Source organism: Mesoterricola sp. MK458, from assembly GCF_055384935.1.
The window spans coordinates 269,166-292,413 of the sequence record NZ_AP045075.1; the positions used below are offsets into that span (position 1 = coordinate 269,166).

A 23,248-nucleotide genomic window follows, 5' to 3' on the forward strand; every position below is an offset into this window, starting at 1 on the left:
TTTACCCAAATTGGGAAATTTGGCAAGGATGCCATTGCGGACACTTACCCCAGCGGAACCCGCGTCCCGTCGGCCAGCCCCCGCCACCGCTTGCCATCCGTCTGGATCCACAGCTCCCCGGGCCGGCCCTCGCTCAGGCCCGCATCGATGAGGTACACCTGCCCGGGGCGGATGGCCGTCACCTCCTTCACCGTCGTGTGGCCCACCACCACTGTGCGGGCCTGGTAGGGGCGAAGGCTGGCCTCCACCATGGCGGCCGTGTCCACGGGCGCCTGGACCATGCCCCGGTACCACAGGGGGCCGGAGCTGCCCAGGAGGAGCTTCTTGACGGAGGGCAGGCTGTCCCAGGCGGCGGCGTTCACGGACTCCAGGGTGGGGTAGCTTTCGCCCAGGCGGGGCGAGACGCCGCCGTGCACGAACAGGATGTCGCCCAGGCGCACCATGACGGGCAGGGAGCGCAGCCAGCGGCCCATTTCGGTGTCGGGTCCCATGAGGTAGGGCGTCCGGTAGGGCAGGGCGAGGTACTTGGCGTTGAGGTAGCGCACGTCGCCCTTCATGTTCATGATCTCGTGGTTGCCCAGGAGCACGTGGACCCTGCCGCCGGCGGCCTGGGCCTGCGCCTCCAGGGAGCGCAGGAGCCAGACGCTCTCCGTCACCTGGGCACCCCGGTCCACCGTGTCGCCGATCACCAGCAGGTGCCCCGTGCCGAAGGCCCAGGCCAGGTCCTTGGTCAGGATGCCCTGCTTCACCAGCAGGGCGGTCATGGCGGCGTAGTTGCCGTGGATGTCGCTGATGGCGGCGATCCTGGCGGGCAGGGGGAAGACGGCGGGGTGCCGGGGGGCGGGCCCGGGGTCCAACTGAAGGGGCGGGAGGCCGTCCAGCGCCAGGAGGCCGCTTTCGGGAAGGGCCTTCTCCTCGGGCTTGCCCTGGCGCCACCGGAGCACCCGGGCCTTGCGGCCCTCCCACACCACGTGGGGACCTTCGTCCACCGGCGCCGCGGCGGGCAGGAGGGGCGGGACCTGGGCCTGGACCGGGGCCAGGAGGAGGAGGGCGAGGAAGGGGGCGAGAAGGCGCATGCCTCAGGATCGCATATCCCAGAAGGCGGCGATGTCCCCCAGGATGGAACCGGACACCAGTTCGGCGGGGGAATCCCGGAACCAGCCCTCGGGAAAGCAGGCGGCGTAATCCGCCTCCAGGAACCGGCCGTCCAGGAACACCAGGAGGCCCCGGTCCTCCGGGGTGCGGATGACCCGGCCCGCGGCCTGCACGGCCTTGGCCGCGGCGGGGTATGTGTAGGCGTAGGCCTGGCCGCAGCCGTAGGCGGCCTGGAAATAGGCCCGCACCCGGTCCCGCTCCAGGTCGAAGGGGGGCAGGGGGGGGCCCGCCACCACGCAGCCGATGAGGGCCTCGCCGGGCAGGTCGATGCCTTCGGAGAGGGAGCCGCCCTGCACGGCCAGCACCACGGTGCCGGTGCCGGCGCGCAGGGCCTGGACCAGCTCGGCGATGCGCGCGGCGCCGGCGTTCCGGGGCTGGGCCAGCACCTGGAACCCGGGCAGGTCCAGGTGGGGCAGGGTCTTCTCCAGCATCTCGAAGCTGGGGAAGAAGACGAAGTAGTTGCCCGGGCGCAGGGGCAGGACGCGGCCCAGGAAGTGGGCGATGCGGGGCATTTCCCGGTCCCGGAGCCGGTAGAGCGTCGACACCTGGGGCACCACGAGGATCTTGCGGTTGCCGGGCGGGAAGGGGGAGGGCACCTCGGCCTCCACCACGTCCACGTCCGCCAGGCCCGCCAGGCGACGGTGGTACAGGAAGGGCTTGAGCGTGGCCGAGAAGAGCACGGCGGAATGGAGCCCGGCCATGCGCTCGCGCAGGTGGGCCGAGGCGTCGGCGCAGGTGATGCGAAGGCGCCCGGGGGGGACCCAGGTGACGATGTGGGGGGCGGCCAGCACGCGCAGCACGGCGCAGAAGGCCCCCCAGGCCCGCTGCAGCTCCACCAGGGGGTGGGTCGGCCGCAGCTCCACCCCGCGCGTGGCCGTTTCGGCCACCAGCCGGGTGATGCGGAACTCCTCGCCCAGGAAGGGCTGGGGATCCAGTTCCACGACCCGGTGGGGGCCCTCCAAGGCCTGGAGGAGGGCCACGCAGCGCCGGATCTGGGCGGTGAGCCGGGAACGCAGGCCCCGGTCCCGGGGCACCAGGCGGCGCTTGCGCAGCTCCTCCAGCCAGGGGATCTCCAGGGCGGGGCTGAACCAGTCCGCGGCGCGCACGGGCAGGTTGTGGGCCTCGTCCACCAGCACGATGGTGCGCGCGCTTTCCTCGGGGGTGCCGAAAAAGCGCACCAGGGTCGCGTTGGGGGCGAAGGCGTAGTTGTAGTCCCCGATGACCACGTCGGCCTGGCGCGCGGCGTCCAGGGAGAGTTCGAAGGGGCAGAGGAGGTGCTCGTCCGCGGCGGCCTTGACGGCCGCGGCGTCCGCGCAGCCCCCGGCCATGAGGGTCTCCACGGCGCCCGAGGCCTTGAGGCGGTCGAAGTAGAGGTTGGCCCGGGGGCAGACTTCCGGCCGGCAGTCCACCTCGGCCTGGGGGCACACCTTCTCCTTGGCCCGGATGGTCACCGAGCGCACCCCGTGGCCCCCGGCGCGGATCCGGCGCACGCAGTCCTCGGCCACCTCGTGCTGGCTGTTGCGCGGCGTGCAGTAGAAGACGCGCAGATCGTCCTCCAGGGCCCGGGCCAGGGCGGGGAAGAGCACCGCCGCGGTCTTGCCCAGGCCCGTGGGGGCCTGCAGGAGCATGCGCCCGCCCGAGGCCAGGGTGGAGGCCACGAGCTCCACCAGCCGGGCCTGCCCGGGCCGGGGGTCGGCAAAGGGGAAGGTGAGGCTCGCGGCCAGCTCCCGGCGCTCGGCGCGCCGGGCCTGGGCCCGTTCCCAGGCCGCGTGCAGGTCCCCGAGCCGGGCTTCCACCCACGCCGAGAAGGCCCCGGGGTCGAAGGCCAGATCCACCAGCGTCTCGCTTTCGTCCAGGAGGCTGATGACCCGGAGGCGGCACAGGGGGGCCACCCCCAGGTCCCGCCAGAGGATCCAGGCGTACATCCGCGCCTGCAGCACGTGGGGGTGGCCGTCGTCCAGTTCGTCCAGGAGCGCGGCGGGGCGGAAGGTGGTCTTGATCTCCTCCACCACCGGGGGGCTGGCGTCCACCAGCACGTCCACCCGGCCCCGCACCAGCACCTCGAAGTCCCCGTGGGCCAGGGGGGCCTGCACGGCCACCTCCGGCCGCACGGCGGGGTCCTCCTGGGCCAGGCGCTTCTGCACCCGCGCGTGGATCCTCGCCCCCAGGGCCATGGGGTCCTCCTCGGCGGCCAGGGAGCGGCGCGCGTCGAGGCTCCCCGAAGGCTCCAGGGGGGCCACGAACTCGCGAACGGAAAGCCCCAGGGTCATTCAGCGATTTTAGCAGCCCGTCTACGTAGTCAGCCGTGTCCCAGACTTTCGCCCCGTTCGTTTCTTGGGTTCGCTGTCGCGACCCCAAGAAACGTAAAGCAGCGCGGGTAAGGTAGGGCCGAGTTCTACCGGCGCTTCAATGAATCGGGTCCGTGCAGGGAATGGGTAAAGTCGTGGCAGATTTGTATGATAAGTAGGTATGAGTAAACGATTCCGGCCCTGGGACCCTGAGCAGAAGTGGCTCCTGCCACCCGAAATCACGTAGTTCATTCCTGAGGGGCTTCCCGCTATTCCACCCGGCCATAGTGCTGTTCTCCGCCGGCGGCACCTCACCGCCCTGGCAGGTCTGTTTCAGCATTCAGACCCGCAGCCGCCCCGAAATGTGCCGAAACCTGCATTCCAGTGAATTGGGACACGGGCGAGGGTCATTCTGCGATGCTCTCCGTCGCGGGAGTTGCGACAGCAACTCCCGCGACGAACGGGGCGAAATGTAGGGACCCGGGCCATCACGTAGACGGGCTGCTAGACCGGCGGACGCTCCTGGTGGAGCGCGGGGAAGCAGGAACCGCCCCGGCCTCCGGCCTTGACCTTGTAGAGGGCGGTGTCGGCGGCCGACAGCAGGGGGTCCGTGTCCAGGCCGTCCAGGGGGTAGATGGCCACGCCGATGGACACCCCCACGCGGCAGGGCGTGTCCCCGAGGGTGAAGGGGGCCGAGATGGCCTTGAGGATCGTGTCCACGATGCGCTGCACGTCGGCCAGGTCCTGGATGTCGGCCAGGAGGATGGTGAACTCGTCCCCGCCCATGCGGCTCACGGTGTCGGTTTCCCGCACGCAGCCCAGGAGCCGCTGGGCCACCGCGGTCAGGAGGCTGTCGCCGGCGGCGTGGCCGAGGGTGTCGTTGACGGCCTTGAAGTCGTCCAGGTCCAGGTAGAGCACCGCGAAGAAGGTCTCCCGGCGCCGGGCCTGGGCGAGCATCTGGCCCAGGCGGTCCAGGAACAGGAACCGGTTGGGCAGGCCCGTGAGCTGGTCGTGGTGGGCCATGTGGGCCATCTGGTCCTGCAGCCGCTTGAGCTCGGTGATGTCCTCCTTGACCCCCACGAAGTGGGTGATCGTGCCGTCGTCGTCCCGGATGGGGGAGATGGAGGCCAGCTCCCACACCAGGTCGCCGGCCTTGGTGCGGTTGTGGAAGAGCCCGTGCCACTCGCGGCCTTCCAGGATCGTGTCCCACATGTTCTTGTAGAAGTCCCGGGTGAGGAAGCCGCCGTTGAGGATGCGCGGGGTCTGGCCCACCGCCTCCTCCAGGGCGTAGCCCGTCACCTGGGTGAACTTGGGGTTCACATACTCGATCACGCCGTGGGGGTCCGTGATGATGACGGAAACAGGGCTCTGCTCGATGGCCTTGATGAGGATTTTAAGTCTCTTGGCGACCTCTCGGGGTTCCTTCCAAGTGTGGAAGTGGGAGGGTCCGGTCACGTCTTTGGCTGGATCCATGAGCTTCCCTGTAATATTTCCTAGAATATGTCAACAATCCCTCCCCGCTATATAAAATTTTCAACATCTTCTTCCAGGCAAGGCCGGGGAGCCCTCGGGCCTAACCTGACTGGTCCGATTCTGTTAGGGTGGATCCGTATATTCCTATAGGGATTTCATGCTGATTTGGGCGGTGGGGGGCGGCAAAGGAGGCACGGGCAAGAGCCTGGTGTCCAACGGTCTCGCCATCCGGCTCGCGGAGCGCTCGGGGCGGGTGATCCTGGTGGACGCGGACTTCGGCGGCGCCAACCAGCACACCTATTGCGGGCTGCGGAACCCCCCGGCGAACCTGGGCCGCTTCCTGGACGGCAAGGCCACCCTGGAGGAGCTCGCCCTGGAGACCCGGATCCCCGGTTTGCGCCTGGTGCCCGGCAACCTCAATTCAGCCAATACCGACGGCATGAACTCGGCCCAGAAGCTCAAGCTGTTCCGCCACCTCAGGCGCCTGGAGGCCGACCACGTGATCCTGGACCTGGGGGCGGGCACCCAGTACGACACCCTGGACGCCTTCCTTCTGGCCGACGTGAAGGTGGCCGTCATCACCCCCGAGCCGCTCTCCATCGAGAATTTCTACCTCTTCGTGAAGAACCTCCAGTTCCGCCAGCTCAGCTCGGTCCTGGCCGAGGCGCACCTGCGCGACCGGGCCCGGGCCATCTGGAAGGATCGCGCCGCCCACGGCATCGCCACCGTCCAGGACCTGGCCCGGCACCTCTCGGACCTCTCCCCGGTCTTCGGGGAGGCCTACGCGCGGGAGAACGCCAAGCTGGCCCTGCACCTGGTGCTCAACGACGTGCGCGAGTTCCGCCAGGTGGACCAGGGCCGCGGGGCCCGGAGCGCGGTGGTGAAGTTCTTCCGGGTGCCCACGGAGCTGGCGGGGTTCATCCATCACGACAAGGACCTGTGGAGCCTGTTCGGCCAGGGGCCGTCCCTGGTGCTCAAGGGGGCCTCCTTCGCCCTGCGCAACGACCTGGATTCCGTCCTGGACGCCATCCTCAAGACCCGCGCCGCCCGGGAGGCCCGGCCATGACCGCGCCCCTGGGGGAGGCCCGCTGCCGCGAGATCCTGGAGGTGGACGCGGGGTGCGGCCTGGACGACGTCCGGCGCGCCTACACCTTCCTCAAGGGCCTCTATTCGGGTTCCGGGCTGCCCGCCATGGACGAGTTCGAGCCGGAGGCCCAGGCCCGGATCCTGGCGGAGGTGGAGGCCGCCTACGCCGAGCTCTGCGGCATCCTGGACGCGCCCCAGCCGGCGCCCCGGCCCGTGCCGGAGGCGGTGCGGGAACCCGGCCGCGCCCTGGACGGCCCCGCCCTGCGCCGGGCCCGGGAGGCCGCGGGGTTCACCCTGGAACGCATGGCCGCCGAAACCAACGTCCGCGGCGCCTACCTGGAGGCCCTGGAGGAGGAGCGGTTCCGGGACCTGCCCTCGGCGGCGGTGATCGTGCGGGGCTACCTCACCGCCTACCTCGCCGCCCTGGGCCTGGACCCGGGAACCACGGTGGCCGACTACGCGCAGCGCTTCCAGGGGTGGCGGGGAAAGGGCTAGCGGGGAACGGCACCAATCGGTGCCATGAAACCTCAGAATGAACGCTTGCCATTAGCCAAATGGGGTCGGTACGAAAATTTCGGGCTTCAAATAGCTGTTGCAAAAGCTGGATTTATTTACTGATATCAACGTTCTTGGGCGTAAGGCGCAGCAGCTCCCTTTTCGGCGGATCGGGCGAAATGACAACGCTTGTGCAGATGGTATTGGCCTCACGGACCATGAACCTGGAATTTTGCCCCTGGAGTTCGGGATGGTAAGGAGCGGATCGGGGAGACCATCGAAAAGCTGAAACGCTGGGGCGCTGGGGGCTCGCTGGGGCGCTGGGAAAAGAAAAGGATGAAAATTCCTGAGCGGTTGACACACGAATTTCAACTCCCAGCGCCCCAGCGAGATCTCTGCGCCCCAGCGTTTAGTCTTTTTGCTTCGTGTTCGAGGAGCGACGGGTTCGTGGGCTGACGTAAAGCGATTCCGGGTTGCGCCATGCTCCGAAACGACCGGGTAGTGGCCAACCCGTTTCAGACATCAAGAAAAAGCCATACCCGCTCTAGGGTGGCCAGTCATTCCCAATCATGCATAATGGGGCACCAACCCGTACGACGACCACGCAGGACCTGAGACAAGGAGAGTCATGTTCCCCATTGGGGCACAGTTGCTGGAGAACCGATCCGGGCGCACGCTCCTCGACTATTCACTCATCCTTGATGCCCTGCCGGACGCGGTCCTCGTCCACGACGCGGAGTCCGGCCGGATCCTGGAAGTGAACCGGGCCTGCCTGGAGATGTTCGGCCATTCCACCGAGGCCCTGGCGGAATTGGATCTGGAACTGCTCTGCGCCGGGGGGGAGGGCTACACCCTGGCCGACGCCCGGGCCTGGATCCTGAGCCTGGGCGTCAACGAAAGCGTGGAGGTCCCCTGGCGTTCACGCCGGGCGGACGGTTCCCTTTTCTGGAGCGAGGTGCGCCTCACCCGGGCCGGCGGGTGCGTGATCGCCGTGGTGAGGGACGTGACCGCGGCGGCCCAGGCCGAGGAGGCCCTGAGGCTGGCCGAGGACAAGTTCGAGCGGATCTTCCGGTCCAACCCCTCCAGCATCATCCTGGGGAGGTTCCCCGGCGGCGAGGTGGAGGAGGTCAACGACACCCTGCTCACCCTGATGGGCTACACCCGGGAGGAACTGGCCGGTCGATCCGCGGCGGACTTCTGGGTTTCGCAGGAGGCCCGGGGCGCCTACCTGGAGCAGCTGCGCACCGAGGGCCGGGTGGAGGGCATGGAGGCCCGTTTCCGCACCCGGGGCGGGGCGGAGATGGTGGGCCGGGTCTCGGCCGACCTGCTGGACCTGGAGGGCGGCCTGCGGATCCTCACCGTGATCGAGGACATCACCGCCCGCAAGGCCGGCGAGGAGGCGCTGGGCCGCGCCAACCGGCTCTACGCGGCCCTGAGCCAGGTGAACCAGTCCATCGTCCGCGTGCAGTCGCCGGCGGAGCTCTACCAGCGCATCTGCCGGGACCTGGTGGAGGGCGGCGGCTTCTGGGGGGCGTGGATCGCCGTGCCCGAACCGGAGACGGGCCGCTTCCGGGCCCTGGCCAGCCACGGCGCCCCCGAGAGGTGGGTGGCGTCCCTGGAGGTCTACGCCACCGGGGACCGTCCCGAGGGCCAGGGCACCCTGGGGCGGGCCTACCGGGAGGGACGCCCCGTCCTCGCCTACGACTTCAACGAGGACCCCCACACCGCGCCCTGGCGGCAAGAGGGCCTGGAGCTGGGTTTCCGGGCCGCGGGGGCCTTCCCCCTGCGCAAGGGCGACGGGACGGTCTTCGGCGTCCTGGCCATCTACGCCGAGGAGGCCGGGTTCTTCGGCCCCCCGGAAATCGCCCTCCTGGAGGAGGTGTGCGAGGACATCACCTTCGCCCTGGAGGACCTGGACAAGGAGGACCGCCGCAGGCGCGCCGAGGCCGAACAGGAGCGGTTGCGCGAGCTCCTGCGGTCCATCATCGACTCCACGCCGGACTTCATCTACGCCAAGGACCTCGCGGGCGTCTACCTCCTGGTCAACCGGGCCATGGCCGGCTTCATCGGGCAGGCGCCCACGGGCATCATCGGCCGCACCACTTCGGAATTCCTGCCCGGGCCGCCCTCCGCGGCCCGCCTGGAGATCCGCAAGGGCGAGGAGGACGCCCTGGCCGGCGAGGTGGTGAGCCGCGAAGCGACCCTTCGCTCCCCCCAGGACGGCGAGACGCGGGTCCTGGACGTCCTCCACGCGCCCCTGCGGGACGCCCAGGGGCGCATCGAGGGCGTGCTGGGCTACGCCCGGGACATCACCCGCCTGCGCCGGCAGGAGGAGCAGCAGCGCGACCTCGAGCTGCGCCTGCAGCAGTCCCGGCGGCTCGAGAGCCTGGGCAACCTCGCCGGCGGCGTGGCCCATGACCTGAACAACGTGCTGGGCGCCATCCTGGGCCTGGCCTCCCTGGAGACGGAGCGCGACCCCGGGAACCGGTCCATGGAGACCATCCGCCAGGCCTGCCTGCGCGGGCGCGGGGTGGTGCAGGGGCTGCTGTGCTTCGCCCGGAGGGACCTGGGCGAGATCGTTCCGGTGGACCTCAACCGGCAGGTGGAGGAAGTGGTGGGCCTCCTGGGCCGCACCACGCTCCAGAAGGTGCGGTTCGTCACCGAGCTCGACCCGGGCCTGCGCACGGTGGAAGGGGATCCCGGCGCCCTCAACCACGCCGTCATGAACATCTGCGTCAACAGCGTGGACGCCCTGCCCCAGGGGGGGACCATCACCCTGCGCACCGCCAACGGTCCCGGGGGGGAGGTGCTGCTGGAGGTGGAGGACACCGGGGTGGGCATGCCCGAGGAGGTCGTCCAGCGCGCCACGGAGCCCTTCTTCACCACCAAGCCCGCCGGCAAGGGCACCGGCCTGGGCCTGGCCATGGTGTACGGCACCGTGCAGGCCCACCGGGGAACCCTGGCCATCGCCAGCCGCCCCGGGGAGGGCACCCGGGTGTGCCTGGCCTTCCCCGGTTCCGAGGGCCGGCCTGCGGAACCCCCGGTGGCGCCCGAGGGGCCCGCGGTGCGGGGCCTGCAGATCCTGGTGGTGGACGACGACGAACTGCTGCGCGAGTCCGTCACCGATGTCCTGCACTGGCAGGGGCACCTGGTGACCTGCGTGGAGAGCGGCGCGGCGGCCCTGGACGTGCTGGCGGGCCCGGACACCTTCGACCTGGTGATCCTCGACCTCAACATGCCCGGCATGACCGGCGACGAAGTGCTCGTGCGGATCCTGGAGCAACGTCCCACCCAGAAGATCCTGGTGTCCTCGGGATACGTGGACGCCGCGTCCCGCGCCCTGGTGGAGGGCCGGCCCACGGTGGGGCTTCTCCACAAGCCGTTCTCCGTGCGCGAGCTGGCCAGGAAGATCCGCGAACTGGCCTAGGAGGCTGTCCATGTATTACTCGGCCCCGCGACGGCGCCTGGAAGCCCGATTATCGAGCGCAAGGCCCGCAGGAAATATGGGTCATATTTTCAAGGGGCTTGCACACGAGAAGCGGGCTTCCAGGCGCCGCCCTACGGGATCTTGTCACGACTTAGGTCCACATCAAGTGGACCTAAGTGATGACAAGATCATCGGCCACGGCAATCCCGCGTTACGCTCGTCGAACGATTACCCGAATCGCTCTCCTCGCGTGCCTTGTCTTGCCATGGCCGGTGCCATCATCGCGGGGCCGAGGAATACTTGGACAGCCTCCTAGAATGGTTGCGGAGGACCCGATGCTCACGCGTGAAGAGGCCTGGACCCTGGTTTGCGACTGGACACCCTCCGAGCGCCTGCGCATCCACGCGCGGGGCGTGGAGCTGGTGATGGAGGACCTGGCCCGGCGCCTGGGCCAGGACCCGCGGCCCTTCGCCCTGGCCGGCCTGCTCCACGACGCCGACTACGATCGCTGGCCCGAGGAGCATCCCGCGCGCATCGTGGCGTGGCTGGAGGCCCGAGGCGAGACGGCCCTGGCCCGGGCCGTGGCCGCCCACGCCTGGGAGCGCACCGGCATCCACCCCGAGGACCTCCTGGAGCGCGCCCTGGTGGCCTCGGACGAGGTCACGGGCTTCGTCACCGCCTGCGCCCTGGTGCGGCCCCAGCGCACCGAGGGCCTCGAGCCCCGGAGCATCCGCAAGAAGATGAAGACCCCCGCCTTCGCCGCGGGCGTGAACCGGGAGGAGATGCTCGAAGGCTTCCGGCGGCTCTCCGAGCGCATCGGAGGCACCGAGGACGAGCATTTCCAGCGGGTGGTGGACGTCCTGCACGCCAACGCGGCGGAATTGGGGCTGGCGCCCCAGTGAAGGCTCCGTCCAGGCAGGGTTCCAGGGTATAATTGAACATCGCAATCATTCGACCCCGGCGGCCACCCATGAAGCCCCACTGGCACGTTCCCTGGAAACGTCTTCCACCCGTCCATCAGGCGGGCTTGGCCGCAGCCTATTTCGTACTGGCCGCCCTGGGACACGCCCTGGCCCTGCCGGGCTCCAACGCCACGGCCGTGTGGATCCCCACGGGGCTGGCCATCGCCGCCCGCATGCGGTACGGCCCCGGCATCTGGCCCGCCGTCCTCCTGGGGGCCTTCCTGGCCAACGGCCTGATCCTCGGCCGCCTCGGCCTGTCCCCCGCCCTCGCGGTGGGCGCCTCCCTGGCCACGGCCCTGGGCAACGCCGCCGAGGCCCTCCTGGCCGGCTACCTCATCGAGCGGTTCACGGGCACCCGCCATCCCTTCTCCCGCGTGGCCCATGTCCTCCAGTTCATCCTGGGGGGCGCGGTTCTGGCGACTCTGGTCAGCGCCCTGGTGGGGACCCTGGTCTACTGCGCGGCCACGGGCCGCTGGCCCCTGTTCCAGGCCGTCGGCGCGTCGTGGTGGCTGGGCGACGCCGCGGGCGCCCTGGTCCTGACCCCCATGCTCCTCACCTTCCGCAGGCGGCAACTGGCCGCCCTGCCCCGGAAGGTGCACCGGGACGCCCTGCTGGCGGCCGGGTTGATCCTGGCCTTCTGGTACGGGGTCTGTCCCTTCCTGCCCCCCCTCGCCTTCTTCTTCTTCCCGCTCCTGGTCCTGAGCACCTCTCGGCTCGGACCCTTCTACGCGTCGAGCCTGGTGGCCCTCCTGTCCATCCTGGCCACCACGTCCACGGTGCTGGGCGCGGGGCCCTTCCTGCTTCCCGGTCCCCTGAACGGGTCGCTCCTCCTGCAGCAGGGCTTCATCTGCACGCTGGCCATCACCACCCTCGTGCTGGGTTCCGCGCTGCAGGAACGCCAGCGGCTGGAGGATCGCCTGCGCATCCAGAACCGCCTCTACCGGACCCTCTCGGAGGTGAACCAGGCGATCGTCCATTCCGAGGACCGCCCCACGCTCCTGCGGGAGACCTGTCGCCTCCTGGTGGAAATGGGCGGGTTCCAATTGGCCTGGCTGGGGTTCAAGGAGGAGGCCACGGGGTGCGTGGTGCCGGGGACCGCCTTCGGCCACCTGGGCGGCCTGGCGATTCCCGATTCGGACGCCCCCGCCGGCCAGGGCGCCGTCTTTCCACCCTGCCTGAACGATCCCGCCTTCGCCCCCTGGCGGGAGGAGGCCCTGGCCCTGGGGTACCAGGCCCACTGCGCCTTTCCGATCCTCCAGGGCGGAAGGGCCGTGGGCGCTCTCATGGCCGCCTACGGGGAACCGGCCCCCCTGGGCGCCGAGGAGGGCCGGTTGCTGGGTGAACTGGCCGGAGACTTGGGGTACGCGCTGGCGGGCATGGAGACCCGCATGGATCTGGCCGAATCCGAACGCCGGTTCCGGGCGACCCTGGAGACGGTGAAGCTCGTGGCCGTGTCCCTGGACGCCCAGGCCACCATCACCTTCTGCAACGACCACCTGCTCTGGCTCACGGGCCGGTCCCGGGAGGAGGTGCTGGGCCAGAACTGGTTCGCCGTGTTCGTGCCTCCGGAGGACCGGGCCCGGGTGGGGGCGGCCCTGGACGCCTCCCTGCACATGGGCGAGATCCAGATCCACAACGAGAACGAGATCCTCACCCGCGACGGCGGGCGCAGGCTCATCCGGTGGAACAACACCATCCTCCGGGACCGGGCCGGCACCATCATCGGCACCATCAGCCTGGGCGAGGACATCACCGACCAGAAGCTGGCGGAGGCGGCGCTCCTCCGGCGGGCCGCCCAACTTTCGGCCATGAACGAGCTGGGCATCCGCCTCACCACGACGCTGGATGTGGCCGCCTGCTCCCAGGCCGCCCTCCAGGGCACCCTGGCGGCCACGGGGTCGGACCTGGCGGCGCTCTACCTGCGGGAGGGGGCCGCGCTCCAGCTCCTGGACAGCGTCCAGGCCCCGGGCGCGGCGGCCTTGGACGAGGCGGGGGATCTGGGCACCGGCGCCCTGGGCCCCCTGGACGGCCGGGCCGTCTACGTGGAGGACGCCGCGGCGGATCCGCGGTTCAGGGCCCCGGGCCTGGCGTCCCTGGCGATCCTCCCCCTGATGAAGGCGGGCCAGGACCTGGGCCGGCTCGTCCTGGGCTCGGGCAGCCCCCGGGCGTACGGGGCCGAGGCCACGTTCCTGGAGACGCTGGCGGCGCAGGTGTCCACGGGCCTCCAGAACGCGCTGCTCCACGAGCGCCTGAAGGCCCATGCCGCCGGGCTGGAGCGCAGCGTCGAGGAACGCACGGCCCTCCTGCGGGAGGCCAACGAGGACCTGGCCCTGGCCGTGGAGCGCGCCCAGGCCGCGGACCGCGCCAAGTCCGCCTTCCTGTCGGCCATGTCCCACGAATTGCGCACCCCGCTCAACTCCGTCATCGGCTTCACGGGCGTCCTGCTGGGGGGCATGGCCGGCCCCCTGCAGCCCCAGCAGGAGGAACCCCTGCGCATCGTCCAGCGCAACGGCCGGCACCTGCTGGACCTTATCAACGACGTGCTGGATCTCTCCAAGATCGAAGCTGCGGAAATGCGCCTGGCCTCCCAGCCCTACGATCTGGTGCAGACGCTGCGGGAGTCCATGGAGACCCTGGCCCCCGCCGCGGCGGCCAAGGGCCTGGACCTGGTCCAGGACGCCTTCCCCGGGGCGCTGCCCATGACCGGCGACCGGCGGCGGGTGTCCCAGATCTTCCTGAACCTGCTCTCCAACGCCGTGAAGTTCACGGAAACCGGACGCGTCACCGTGGGCATCCACCTCCGGGAGGCCGGCGTGGATGTGCGGGTCCAGGACACGGGGCCCGGCATCGCCGCCCAGGATCTCCACCGCCTGTTCCGGGAATTCGAGCAACTGGACGAGGGGTTGGCCCGGCGCAACGAGGGCACCGGCCTGGGCCTGGCCCTCAGCCGGCGGCTGGCCCGCCTCATGAACGGCGATATCCTGGCCGAAAGCGAGGCCGGCCGGGGCGCCACCTTCACGCTGTCCCTGCCTAGAGGGGAATCATGAAACGCATCCTGGTCATCGAAGACAACCCGGACAACCTCCTGCTGGTGCGCATGCTCCTGAGCTCCCTGAAGGTGCACCTGGTGGAGGCCACGGACGGGCCTTCGGGCATCGCCCTCGCCCGGGCGGAGGCCTTCGACCTCATCCTCCTGGACATCCAGCTGCCGGGCATGGACGGGTACCAGGTGGTCAAGGCCCTGCGGGCGCTGCCCGGCACCGCCGGCACTCCCATCATGGCCATCACCAGCTACGCCATGACCGGGGACCGGGAGCGGGCCCTGCTGGAAGGCTTCACCGAATACATCGAGAAGCCCATCAACCCCGAGACCTTCACGGGCACCGTCGCTTCGTTCATCTGACCCGCAACCCGGGGAGCCGAACATGAAGATCCTCCTGGTCGACGACATCGCTTCGAACCTCAAGCTCCTGGAAATCGTCCTGGGCAGCCAGGGCCATTCCACGCGCCGGGCCCTCAACGGCCAGGAGGCCCTGGAGGCGGCCCGCCGGGAGGCGCCCGACCTGATCATCTCCGATATCCTCATGCCCGTGCTGGACGGCTATTCCCTGTGCCGCGCGTGGATGGAGGACGGGGCCCTGGCGAGGATCCCCTTCATCTTCTACACGGCCACCTACCAGTCCGACGAGGACGAGGCCTTCGCCCTTTCCCTGGGGGCCGCCGCCTTCCTCCGCAAGCCCATGGAGCCTGACGCCTTCCTGCGCCAGGTGAAGGACGTGGTCGCGCGCACCCAGGCCGGCGAGATCCGGCCGCAGGATCCCGCCCCCACCGACGAGGGCTCGTTCCTCAAGCTCTACAACGAGCGCCTCATCCAGAAGCTGGACCAGCGCTCCCAGACCCTGGCCCGGCAGGTGGAGGAGCTGCAGCGGGCCGAGGCCCGGCTCCGGCTCCGGAGCTTCGCGCTGGACGCGGCGGCCAACGGCATCCTGATCATGGACCGCCAGGGGATCGTCGAATGGGCCAACCAGGCCTACCTGGAGCTCACGGGGTTCGAAAGGCGGGAGATCCTCGGCTCCAGGCCCCGCTTCCTGGAATCCGGAACCCGCAAGGACGGGGATACCCGGGCGATGTGGGACCCGCAGGCTTCGGGCCAGGTGTGGCGGGGCGAAATCCAGGACCGCCACAAGAACGGCATGCAACGGCTCTTCCAGACGGCCATCTCGCCGGTGCGGGGCGAAGGCGGGGCCATCACCCACTTCATCGGCATCATGCAGGACATCACCGAGCAGCGGCGCATCGAGTCCGAGCTGCTCCAGTCCCAGAAGATGGAAGCCCTGGGGCGGCTCGCGGGCGGAGTCGCCCACGATTTCAACAACATGCTCAACGTCATCCTCATCAATTCCGAGATCTCCCTCGATACCCCCGGCCTCCCGGAACCCGCCCGGAGGCGCCTCCTGGAGATCAAGGCCGCGGCGGAACGATCCGCGGACCTCACCCGGCAGCTCCTGGCCTTCTCCCGCAAGCAGGCGGCCCAGCCCAGGCGCCTGGACCTCAACGAGGCCGTGGAGGAGAACCGGAAGATGCTCAAGCGGATGATCGAACGCGACATCGAGCTGATCGTGCATCCCGGGCCGGGCCTGCGGGAGGTTTTCATCGACCCCTCCCAGGTGAGCCAGCTGCTCACGAACCTGGTGGTCAATTCCCGGGACGCCCTGCCGGGCGCCGGGTCCATCAGCATCGAGACCCAGAACGTCCAGGTGGAGGACACCTCGGCCCTGATCTTCGGGGGCCTGGCGCCCGGGAACTACGTGCAGCTCACGGTGAGCGACACGGGCTGCGGCATGGACACCTTCACCCTCGCGCACATCTTCGAACCCTTCTTCACCACCAAGGGCGAAGGCAAGGGCACCGGGCTCGGCCTTTCCATGGTCTACGGCATCATCAAGCAGAACGGCGGCGCCGTCTCGGTCTACAGCAACCTGGGCCTGGGGACGTCCTTCAAGATCTACCTGCCCGCCTACGATTCCCAGGACGCCCTGGGGGACCCGGCCGCGGAGCCCTCCGCGCGGGGAGGCGACGAGACCATTCTCATCGCCGAGGACGAGCAGCCCATGCTGGACGTCATGCGGCTGGTCCTGGAAGGGAAGGGCTACAAGGTGCTCGCCGCGTCCAATCCCATCGACACGGTCCTGCTGGCCGCCCGTCACGAAGGGCCGATCCACCTCCTTATCACCGACGTGGTCATGCCCGGCATGAACGGGAAGGAGCTCCAGCACCGCCTCCTGGAGGCCCGCACGGGGTTCAAGGTCCTCTTCATCTCCGGCTACACCGGGGACATCCTGGCCAAGCGGGGCCTCATGCGCGAGGAGACCCACTTCCTGCAGAAGCCCTTCCGGATCAAGGATCTCCTGGGGAAGGTCAGGGAAGTCCTGGAGTCCTGAGGCGCAGGGGGACGGCGTGGGCCTGGGACCGGGCGCCCTGGCAGCAGGCCTGAACCACCAGCGTCTGCACCTCCCCGAAGACGGGCACCGGGATGGCCGTCTCGAAGGAATCCGCCCCCTCCAGGAGCCGGTGGGCCTCGAAGACCTTATGCCCATTGACCCATCCGCGCAGGGCCACGCACTGGCCCGGCAACGCCCCCCGGACCTCCACCCGCACCAGGGCACTGGCCCCCTGGACCGCGCTGGGCGGCCCCTTGAGGACAAGGGTTGGCACCGCCGCCGGGGCGGCGTTCTGCTGGCTCATGGGCTCTCCTAGGCGGTCCGCCGTAGGCTATTAATGACTTTTGAGCCCCCCAGGTTCCCTGAGCCGGGATTCCACAGTCCAGCCCGGCCCGGCGCTACTTCATTTCGTGTCCTCGACAAATCCAAGATGCCTGGAGCCTGCTGCTGCCGACCGGTTACCCGGTGAATCCGGCGAATTCCATCGAAGGGCCTTGTCGCCGAGGCGCCGAAGACGCCGAGGATCGCCGATGAAAAAACAAGATCTTTTCTCGGCGAACCTCGGCGTTTTCGGCGCCTCGGCGATAGTCCTTTCGTTTCGAACTGCCTCGATGACGGGATCAGGACGGCCTTCGACCACCCGTCCCAAGGCCCTTTCCAAAAGAAGGCCAACGTGAGTGTGGGTCGAGGTCTTCACTCAATTGGGCCCGCCCATCCTGCCCCCGCGCAAGGCGAAAACCCTCCTACTTGAGTCCCCGCTTTTCGAGCAGCGCGTCCACCTTGGGATCCCGCCCCCTGAAATCCCGGTAAAGCTGCGCCGGATCCGCCGTCTGCCCCTTTTCCAGCACCTTGGCCCGGAAGGCCGCGGCCGTGGCGGCGTCGTACAGGTCGCCCTTCTCCTTGAAGGCGAGGAACGCGTCGCTGTCCAGCACCGCGCTCCAGATGTAGGCGTAGTAGCCCGCGCTGTACCCGTTGCCCCCGCCCCAGATGTGGTTGAAGAACGCCGTGCGGTACCGCAGCGGGATCTCGGGCAGCAGCCCCCATTTCTCCATGCTCGCCTTCTCGAACGCGTCCGCGTCCCGGGGCGCGTCGTCGGCGAGGGTGTGCCAGTCCATGTCCAGCAGGGCGGCCGCCATGTATTCGGTGGTGGCGAAGCCCTCCCCGAAGGTGCGGGACTTCTTGATGCGGTCGCCCAGGGCGGCGGGGATCGGCTCGCCGGTCTTCCAGTGGCGCGCGTAGGTCTTGAGCACCTCAGGCTCCATGGCCCAGTTCTCCATGATCTGGCTGGGCAGCTCCACGAAGTCCCGGGGCGCGCCGCCCAGGCCGCGGTACTGGCCCGCGTAGAACAGCCCGTGCAGGGCGTGGCCGAACTCGTGGAAGAGGGTGCGCACCTCGTCGGGCGTGAGCATCGCGGGGGCGCCCCCGGAGGGCCGGGAGAGGTTGGCCACGTTGGTGGCGATGGCGGGGACCTTGTGGCGGTCGCGTCCGGGGCGCAGGCTTCCGCACCAGGCGCCGCCGCGCTTGCCGGGGCGCGGATGGTAGTCGGTGTAGAGCAGGCCCAGATGGCGGCCGTCCTTCTCCTTCACCTCGAAGACCCGCACCTCGGGGTGGTAGACGGGCACGTCCTTCACCTCGGTGAACGTCACACCGTAGAGGCGCGTGGCCAGCCCGAAGGCGCCCGTGCGCACGGCGTCCAGGCTGAAGTAGGGCTTGAGGGCCGCCTCGTCCAGGTCGTACTTCGCGCGGCGCACCTTCTCCTGGTAGTACCGCCAGTCCCAGGCCTCGAGCTTGGCGCCGGGCAGGTCCTTGGCCATGGCGGCCTGCAGCTCGGCGCGCTCCTCCCGGGCCTTGGCCAGGGAGGCGTTCCACACGGGCTTCATGAGCCCATAGGCCCCCGCGGGCGTCCGGGCCATGTTCTCCTCGAGGATGTAGTCGGCCCAGGTGGCGTAGCCCAGCAGCTTGGCCTTCAGCACGCGCAGCGAGGCCATCCGGCTCACCAGGCCGCGGGTGTCGGTCTCCCCGGCGCGGCAGCGCTCCAGGTAGCCGGTGAGGAGCTGGCGGCGCAGGTCGCGGTTCTCGGCGTACTGCAGGAACGGCCAGATGCTGGGCCCGTCCAGGGTGAAGACCCAGGCGCCGCCCCGGGCCGCGGCGTCGCGCACCCCCTGGGGCAGGCCCGCCAGGTCCTCGGGCTTGTGCAGCGTGAGCTTGAAGTCCTTGGTGGCCTTGAGCATTCGATCGCCGAACTGGACGCCCAGGCGCGAGAGCTCGGTGTTGAGGGCGCGCATGCGGGTCTTGCCGGCCTCGTCCAGGTCCGCGCCGGCGCGCAGGAACCCGCGGCGCCGGTCCTCCAGCAGCCGCAGCTGCTCGGGCGCCAGGCCTTCGCGGTGCTCCCACACCGCCTTCACCCGCCGCCACAGCCGGGGATCCAGGTTGATCCCGTCGTAGTGCGCCGACCGCAGGGGCGCCAGCTCGCGGTTGATGGCCTGGAGCGCCGGGGTGGTTTCAGCGCCCGAGAGCGCCCCGAACACCAGGGACACCCGCTCCAGGAGCTGCCCCGAGCACTCCAGGGCCTCCACGGTGTTGGCGAAGGTGGGCGCTTCCGCGCTGGAGGCGATGGCTTCGACCTCCGCCTTGTGGCGGGCCATGCCCTCCTTGAAGGCGGGCAGCATGTGCGCCTCCTTGATCTCCCCGAAGGGCGGCACGCCGAAGGGCGTCTTCCACTCGGCGAAGAAGGGGTTGGCCGTCTGGGCCTGGGCGCAGAGGGACACAGCGGCAACGAGCAGGGGCGTTCGCATGGGGAGCCTCGGGGAATGAGCCATCATAATACGATGTTAACCTTGGCCGTAAGCCAAATTATTCCCCTTTCCCAGGCCCGATTATTGTAAATAAATATTAGAATCGGTGCGTATCAACCCAATAAGCCAACCCCCTCCCCGAGGCCACGCGAATGACTGAACCCACACCGGATCTGCGGGCCCAGGCCGAACTGGGGCTGGCCTCGGCCCAGGTGACCCTGGGCCGGCACTACGCCACCGGCTCCGGGGTTCCCAGGGACGGGGCCGAAGCGCTCCGGTGGTGGCGGCGGGCCGCGGACCTGGGGTCCCAGGAGGCCCAGTACCTCCTGGGCCACTGCGCCAGCGTGGGGGAATTCTGCCCCCGGGATCCCGCCCAGGCGCTGGCCTGGTTCCACAAGGCCGGCGAGCACGGCAGTGTGGAGGCCCAGCTCCAGCTGGCCCGCATCTTCGAGGAGGGCGACGGCGTGCCCCGGGACTTCGCCCAGGCCATCCGGTGGCTGCGCAAGGCAGGGGAGAACGGGGACGAGCGCGCCCAGCTGCGGCTGGCCCGCCTGTACGAGGAGGGGGACCTGATCCCCCGGGACCTGGGGGAGTCCGTGCGCTGGTACCGCATCGCCGCGGACTGGGGCAGCCGGAAGGCCCAGCTGGTCACCGCCTTCTATTTCAAGAACGGCATCGGCGTGGCCCGGGACGAGCGGGAGGCCGCCCTGCGCTTCCGGGCGGCGGCGGACGCCGGGGATCCCCTGGCCACGTACTACCTGGGCGTGTGCTACCTGCGCGGCCTGGGCATGCCCCTGGACGAGGCGGCGGCCCAGGAGCTCTTCCAGCTGTCGGCCCACGGCGGCTGCAGCGCGGCCCAGGTGGTCCTGGACATCCAGAACCCCTGGGGCGACCACTACACCGGCGGGGACGCGCCCGGGTCGGCCGCATGGTACCGGCGCGCGGCCCTGTGGGGGGATCCCGAGGCCCAGTTCCACCTGGGCTACAGCCACCACCACGGCCTGTGCTTCGACGAGGACGAACGCATCCCCCTGGACCAGGCCGAGGCCTACGTGTGGATATCGCTCGCCGCGGAAAACGGCGCGCGGTTCGCGGCCGAGCACAAGGACCTGGTGGCCCGGCACCTCTCGGTGGAGGAAGTGGAACTGGCCCATGAGCGCATCCGCCTGGTCAAGGAGGAGATCCAGGCCCTCCGGCGCCTGGTCTGACCCGCGCGCCAAAATTCAGCTTTGCGCCCGCGGCGCCCGTGGTAGGGTGTGTCCATCCACACCACGAGGGTGATTTTTGGGCAATCCGGTGCTGTCTCAACTGCGCAAGTTCGTCGCGCCTGAATTCCTTTTCGGGCTGGACGCGCGTACGCTCCTGGGGCGCTACGCCCGGAACCTCGGGGCGCGCCGGGTCCTCCTGGTGTCGGACGCCGGGGTGGACGGAGCCGGATGGACCGACGAGGCGGCCCGCTTCCTCCAGGCGGAGGACCTGGAGGTCACGCGCTTCCTGGGCGTCTCCCCCAACCCCCGGTCCGGGGAAGTGGCCGAAGGCGTCGGGGTGTACCGGTCCAGCGGCAGCGACCTCATCGTGGCCGTGGGCGGCGGCAGCGTCATCGACTGCGCCAAGGGCATCGGCATCGTGGCCACCAACGGCGGATCCATCCTGGAGTACGAGGGCGTGGACGAGGTGCGCGCGCCCATGCCGCCCCTGATCTGCGTGCCCACCACCGCCGGCTCCTCGGCGGACGTGTCCCAGTTCGCCATCATCAACGACCTGGCCGCCCAGGTGAAGATCGCCATCATCAGCAAGGCGGTGGTGCCCGACGTGGCGCTCATCGACCCCGGCACCCTGGTGACCCTGGGCCCCTTCCTCACCGCCTGCACGGGCCTGGACGCCCTGGTGCACGCGGTGGAGGCCTACGTCTCCAACGCCCACTCCGCCGTCACGGACGTGCACGCCCTGGAGGCCATGCGGCTCGTGGCGGGCCACCTGGCCGCATCCGTGCGGGATCCCGGCGACCTGGAGCTGCGCGCCCGGATCATGCAGGCCAGCCTCCACGCGGGCCTGGCCTTCTCCAACGCGAGCCTGGGGTCGGTGCACGCCATGGCCCACAGCCTGGGGGGGTTCCGGGACCTGCCCCACGGGGAGTGCAACGCCCTCCTCTTGCCCCACGTCCTCGACTTCAACTTCCCCGCCGCACCCGAACGCTTCCGCCGGGTGGCGGAAGCCCTGGGATGCCCTGTGGAGGGGCTCCCGGATGCGCGGGTGCGCTCCGCCCTGGTGGACCACGTGGTGGCCCTGCGCGGCGCCTGCGGCATCGCCGGCGGCCTGGCCTCCCGGGGGATCGCCGCCTCGGATGCCGGGCGGCTGGCGGCCAAGGCCTTCGACGACCCCTGCAACGCCACCAACCCCCGGGAGCCCTCCGTGGCCGACCTGGAAGCCCTTTTCCTCGAGGCCCTCTGATGCCCGCCCGCCTGGGCCGCGAGGCCATGCGGGAACGGATCATCGGCCTGGGCGAGGAGTCCGGCCGCAAGAGCTTCTACCCCGAGCTCCAGCAGCGCCTCCAGCAGCTGGAGGAGGTGCGCGAGCGCCTGCGGGTCTCCCAGGAGAACCTCCTTTCCGTCTTCAACGGCATCCACGATGCCATCCTCATCCACGATCGGAAGGGCCTCGTGCTGGAGGCCAACGAGCCGGCCACCGTCATGTTCGGCCTCCCCCGGGAAGCGCTGCTGGGCCGCCAGGTGTCCACCCTCAGCATCCCGGATGCGGCCCGGGGCGAGCCCGACGCGGTGCTGCAGGGCCTCATGGCCCACCTGGACCAGGAAGGGTTCGCGGTCTTCGAATTGAAGGCCGTGCATGCGGACGGCAGAGCTCCCTTCGACGTGGAGGTGGCGGTCAAGCCGGCCACCTGGTACGGCCAGGACGTGGTGGCCGCGGTGGTCCGCGACATCACCGGGCGCAAGCAGGCCGAGGGGATCCTCCGCCAGGCCCAGAAGCTGGATTCCCTCGGGCAGCTCGCCGGGGGCGTGGCCCACGACACCAACAACATGCTGAGCGTCATCATCGGGTACGCGGACCTGCTCCTGGAGGATCCGGCCTTCGCGGACGGACCGCCCCGCCAGCACCTGGAACAGATCCGCAAGGCCGCCACCCATTCCGGCGACCTCACGCGCCAGCTCCTGGCCTTCGCGCGCAAGCAGGCCATCGAGCCCCGCCCCGTGGACCTGAACTCGCTGGTGGACGAAACCCAGGCCATGCTCCGCAGGCTCATCGGCGAGAACCACTCCCTGGTGTGGAAGCCCGCCACGTCCCTGTGGATGGTGTGGATCGACCCTTCCCAGGTGAGCCAGACGCTGGTGAACCTCGTGGTCAACGCCCGGGACGCCCTCCCCGGCGCCGGCACGATCCTCCTGGAGACCTTCAACCAGACCGTGGACGAAACCTTCGCCCAGCGCCACCTGGACGCCCGGCCCGGGGACTACGTGGTGCTGTCGGTCACGGACACGGGGCGGGGCATGGATCCGGAGGTGCTCAGCCACATCTTCGAACCGTTCTTCACCACCAAGGACGTGGGCAAGGGCACCGGGCTGGGGCTCGCCATGGTGTACGGGATCCTCCGCCAGAACGGCGGCTTCGTGTCCGTGGAATCCGCCCCGGGCCGGGGCTCCACCTTCCGCCTGCACCTGCCGCGCTTCCAGTACCCGGGCGGCGGCGACCGGCCGGAGGTCCCCGAAGCCCCCATTCCCGGCGGCACCGAGACCATCCTGCTGGTGGAGGACGAGGAGGCCCTCCTGGACCTGGGCCGCACCCTCCTGGAGGACGCGGGCTACCGGGTGCATGCCTTTTCCCGGCCCGTGCAGGCGCTGGCGTTCCTGGCCCGGGAGGGCCAGGGGATCCACGCCCTGGTCACGGATCTGGTGATGCCCGGCATGGGCGGCGTGGACCTCAGCCGCGCCCTGCTGCACCAGCGCCCCGGAACCAAGGTGCTCTTCATGTCGGGCTACCCCATGGAAGGCACCCGCGGCCTGGGAACGCTGCCGCCCTCCGCGCGGTTCCTCCAGAAACCCTTCAGCCGGCGGGAGCTGCTGGAGCACCTCAGGGAGGTCCTGGACGGGGGAAAATAGCGTGCGCCTGGCCG

At 69.8% G+C, this 23,248-nt stretch carries 15 protein-coding genes; 10 read left to right on the top strand and 5 right to left on the bottom strand.

Annotation, left to right across the window (positions count from 1 at the left end):
* Positions 1–44 precede the first annotated feature (44 nt).
* The 3 genes from ACZ5LB_RS01215 to ACZ5LB_RS01225 all read right to left on the bottom strand — a co-directional run bounded on the left by ACZ5LB_RS01215 (position 45) and on the right by ACZ5LB_RS01225 (position 4,916).
* Positions 45–1,076, bottom strand: coding sequence for a metallophosphoesterase (locus ACZ5LB_RS01215; RefSeq protein WP_464604341.1), 1,032 nt, complete (start codon positions 1,074–1,076; stop codon positions 45–47).
* Positions 1,077–1,079: 3 nt separating this feature from the next.
* The gene (locus ACZ5LB_RS01220) at positions 1,080–3,425 is read right to left on the bottom strand and encodes an ATP-dependent DNA helicase (RefSeq protein WP_464604342.1); all 2,346 of its coding nucleotides are present in this window, start codon (positions 3,423–3,425) and stop codon (positions 1,080–1,082) included.
* A 522-nt stretch (positions 3,426–3,947) separates the two neighbouring features.
* A complete protein-coding gene (locus tag ACZ5LB_RS01225; RefSeq protein ID WP_464604343.1) occupies positions 3,948–4,916 on the bottom strand; it encodes a sensor domain-containing protein in 969 nt (322 codons plus the stop codon).
* A gap of 157 nt (positions 4,917–5,073) precedes the next feature.
* On the opposite strand from ACZ5LB_RS01225, the gene ACZ5LB_RS01230 reads away from it, so the two are divergent.
* From ACZ5LB_RS01230 to ACZ5LB_RS01260, 7 genes are all read left to right on the top strand, one after another.
* Entirely contained in the window at positions 5,074–5,982 is a 909-nt protein-coding gene (locus ACZ5LB_RS01230) for a nucleotide-binding protein (RefSeq protein WP_464604344.1), read from the top strand.
* Complete coding sequence (locus tag ACZ5LB_RS01235) at positions 5,979–6,497, top strand: helix-turn-helix domain-containing protein (RefSeq protein WP_464604345.1); 519 nt, start codon at positions 5,979–5,981, stop codon at positions 6,495–6,497. The genes ACZ5LB_RS01230 and ACZ5LB_RS01235 overlap by 4 nt, the downstream gene beginning before the upstream one ends.
* Before the next feature lie 628 nt (positions 6,498–7,125).
* Complete coding sequence (locus tag ACZ5LB_RS01240) at positions 7,126–9,924, top strand: hybrid sensor histidine kinase/response regulator (RefSeq protein WP_464604346.1); 2,799 nt, start codon at positions 7,126–7,128, stop codon at positions 9,922–9,924.
* 335 nt (positions 9,925–10,259) lie between these two features.
* Complete coding sequence (locus ACZ5LB_RS01245; RefSeq protein WP_464604347.1) at positions 10,260–10,826, top strand: HD domain-containing protein; 567 nt, start codon at positions 10,260–10,262, stop codon at positions 10,824–10,826.
* Positions 10,827–10,951: 125 nt separating this feature from the next.
* The gene (locus ACZ5LB_RS01250) at positions 10,952–13,933 is read left to right on the top strand and encodes an MASE1 domain-containing protein (RefSeq protein WP_464604348.1); all 2,982 of its coding nucleotides are present in this window, start codon (positions 10,952–10,954) and stop codon (positions 13,931–13,933) included.
* Positions 13,930–14,289: a response regulator gene (locus ACZ5LB_RS01255; protein WP_464604349.1), complete on the top strand. Its 360-nt coding sequence runs from the start codon at positions 13,930–13,932 to the stop codon at positions 14,287–14,289. The genes ACZ5LB_RS01250 and ACZ5LB_RS01255 overlap by 4 nt, the downstream gene beginning before the upstream one ends.
* Before the next feature lie 22 nt (positions 14,290–14,311).
* Entirely contained in the window at positions 14,312–16,327 is a 2,016-nt protein-coding gene (locus ACZ5LB_RS01260) for a response regulator (RefSeq protein WP_464604350.1), read from the top strand.
* On the opposite strand, the gene ACZ5LB_RS01265 is transcribed toward ACZ5LB_RS01260, so the two are convergent.
* Together ACZ5LB_RS01265 and ACZ5LB_RS01270 are read right to left on the bottom strand one after the other, a co-directional pair.
* A complete protein-coding gene (locus ACZ5LB_RS01265) occupies positions 16,305–16,631 on the bottom strand; it encodes a hypothetical protein (protein WP_464604351.1) in 327 nt (108 codons plus the stop codon). The two genes, ACZ5LB_RS01260 and ACZ5LB_RS01265, sit on opposite strands and share 23 nt — an antisense overlap.
* A gap of 439 nt (positions 16,632–17,070) precedes the next feature.
* Complete coding sequence (locus ACZ5LB_RS01270; RefSeq protein ID WP_464604352.1) at positions 17,071–19,122, bottom strand: M3 family metallopeptidase; 2,052 nt, start codon at positions 19,120–19,122, stop codon at positions 17,071–17,073.
* A gap of 152 nt (positions 19,123–19,274) precedes the next feature.
* Between ACZ5LB_RS01270 and ACZ5LB_RS01275 the strand changes: the two genes are divergently transcribed.
* The 3 genes from ACZ5LB_RS01275 (at position 19,275) to ACZ5LB_RS01285 (ending at position 23,234) form a co-directional block, all read left to right on the top strand.
* The gene (locus ACZ5LB_RS01275) at positions 19,275–20,330 is read left to right on the top strand and encodes an SEL1-like repeat protein (RefSeq protein ID WP_464604353.1); all 1,056 of its coding nucleotides are present in this window, start codon (positions 19,275–19,277) and stop codon (positions 20,328–20,330) included.
* Between the two features lie 76 nt (positions 20,331–20,406).
* Positions 20,407–21,573, top strand: coding sequence for an alcohol dehydrogenase-like regulatory protein ErcA (ercA, locus tag ACZ5LB_RS01280; RefSeq protein ID WP_464604354.1), 1,167 nt, complete (start codon positions 20,407–20,409; stop codon positions 21,571–21,573).
* Positions 21,573–23,234: a hybrid sensor histidine kinase/response regulator gene (locus ACZ5LB_RS01285; RefSeq protein ID WP_464604355.1), complete on the top strand. Its 1,662-nt coding sequence runs from the start codon at positions 21,573–21,575 to the stop codon at positions 23,232–23,234. Before ercA ends, ACZ5LB_RS01285 begins: the two co-directional genes overlap by 1 nt.
* Positions 23,235–23,248: the final 14 nt, after the last annotated feature.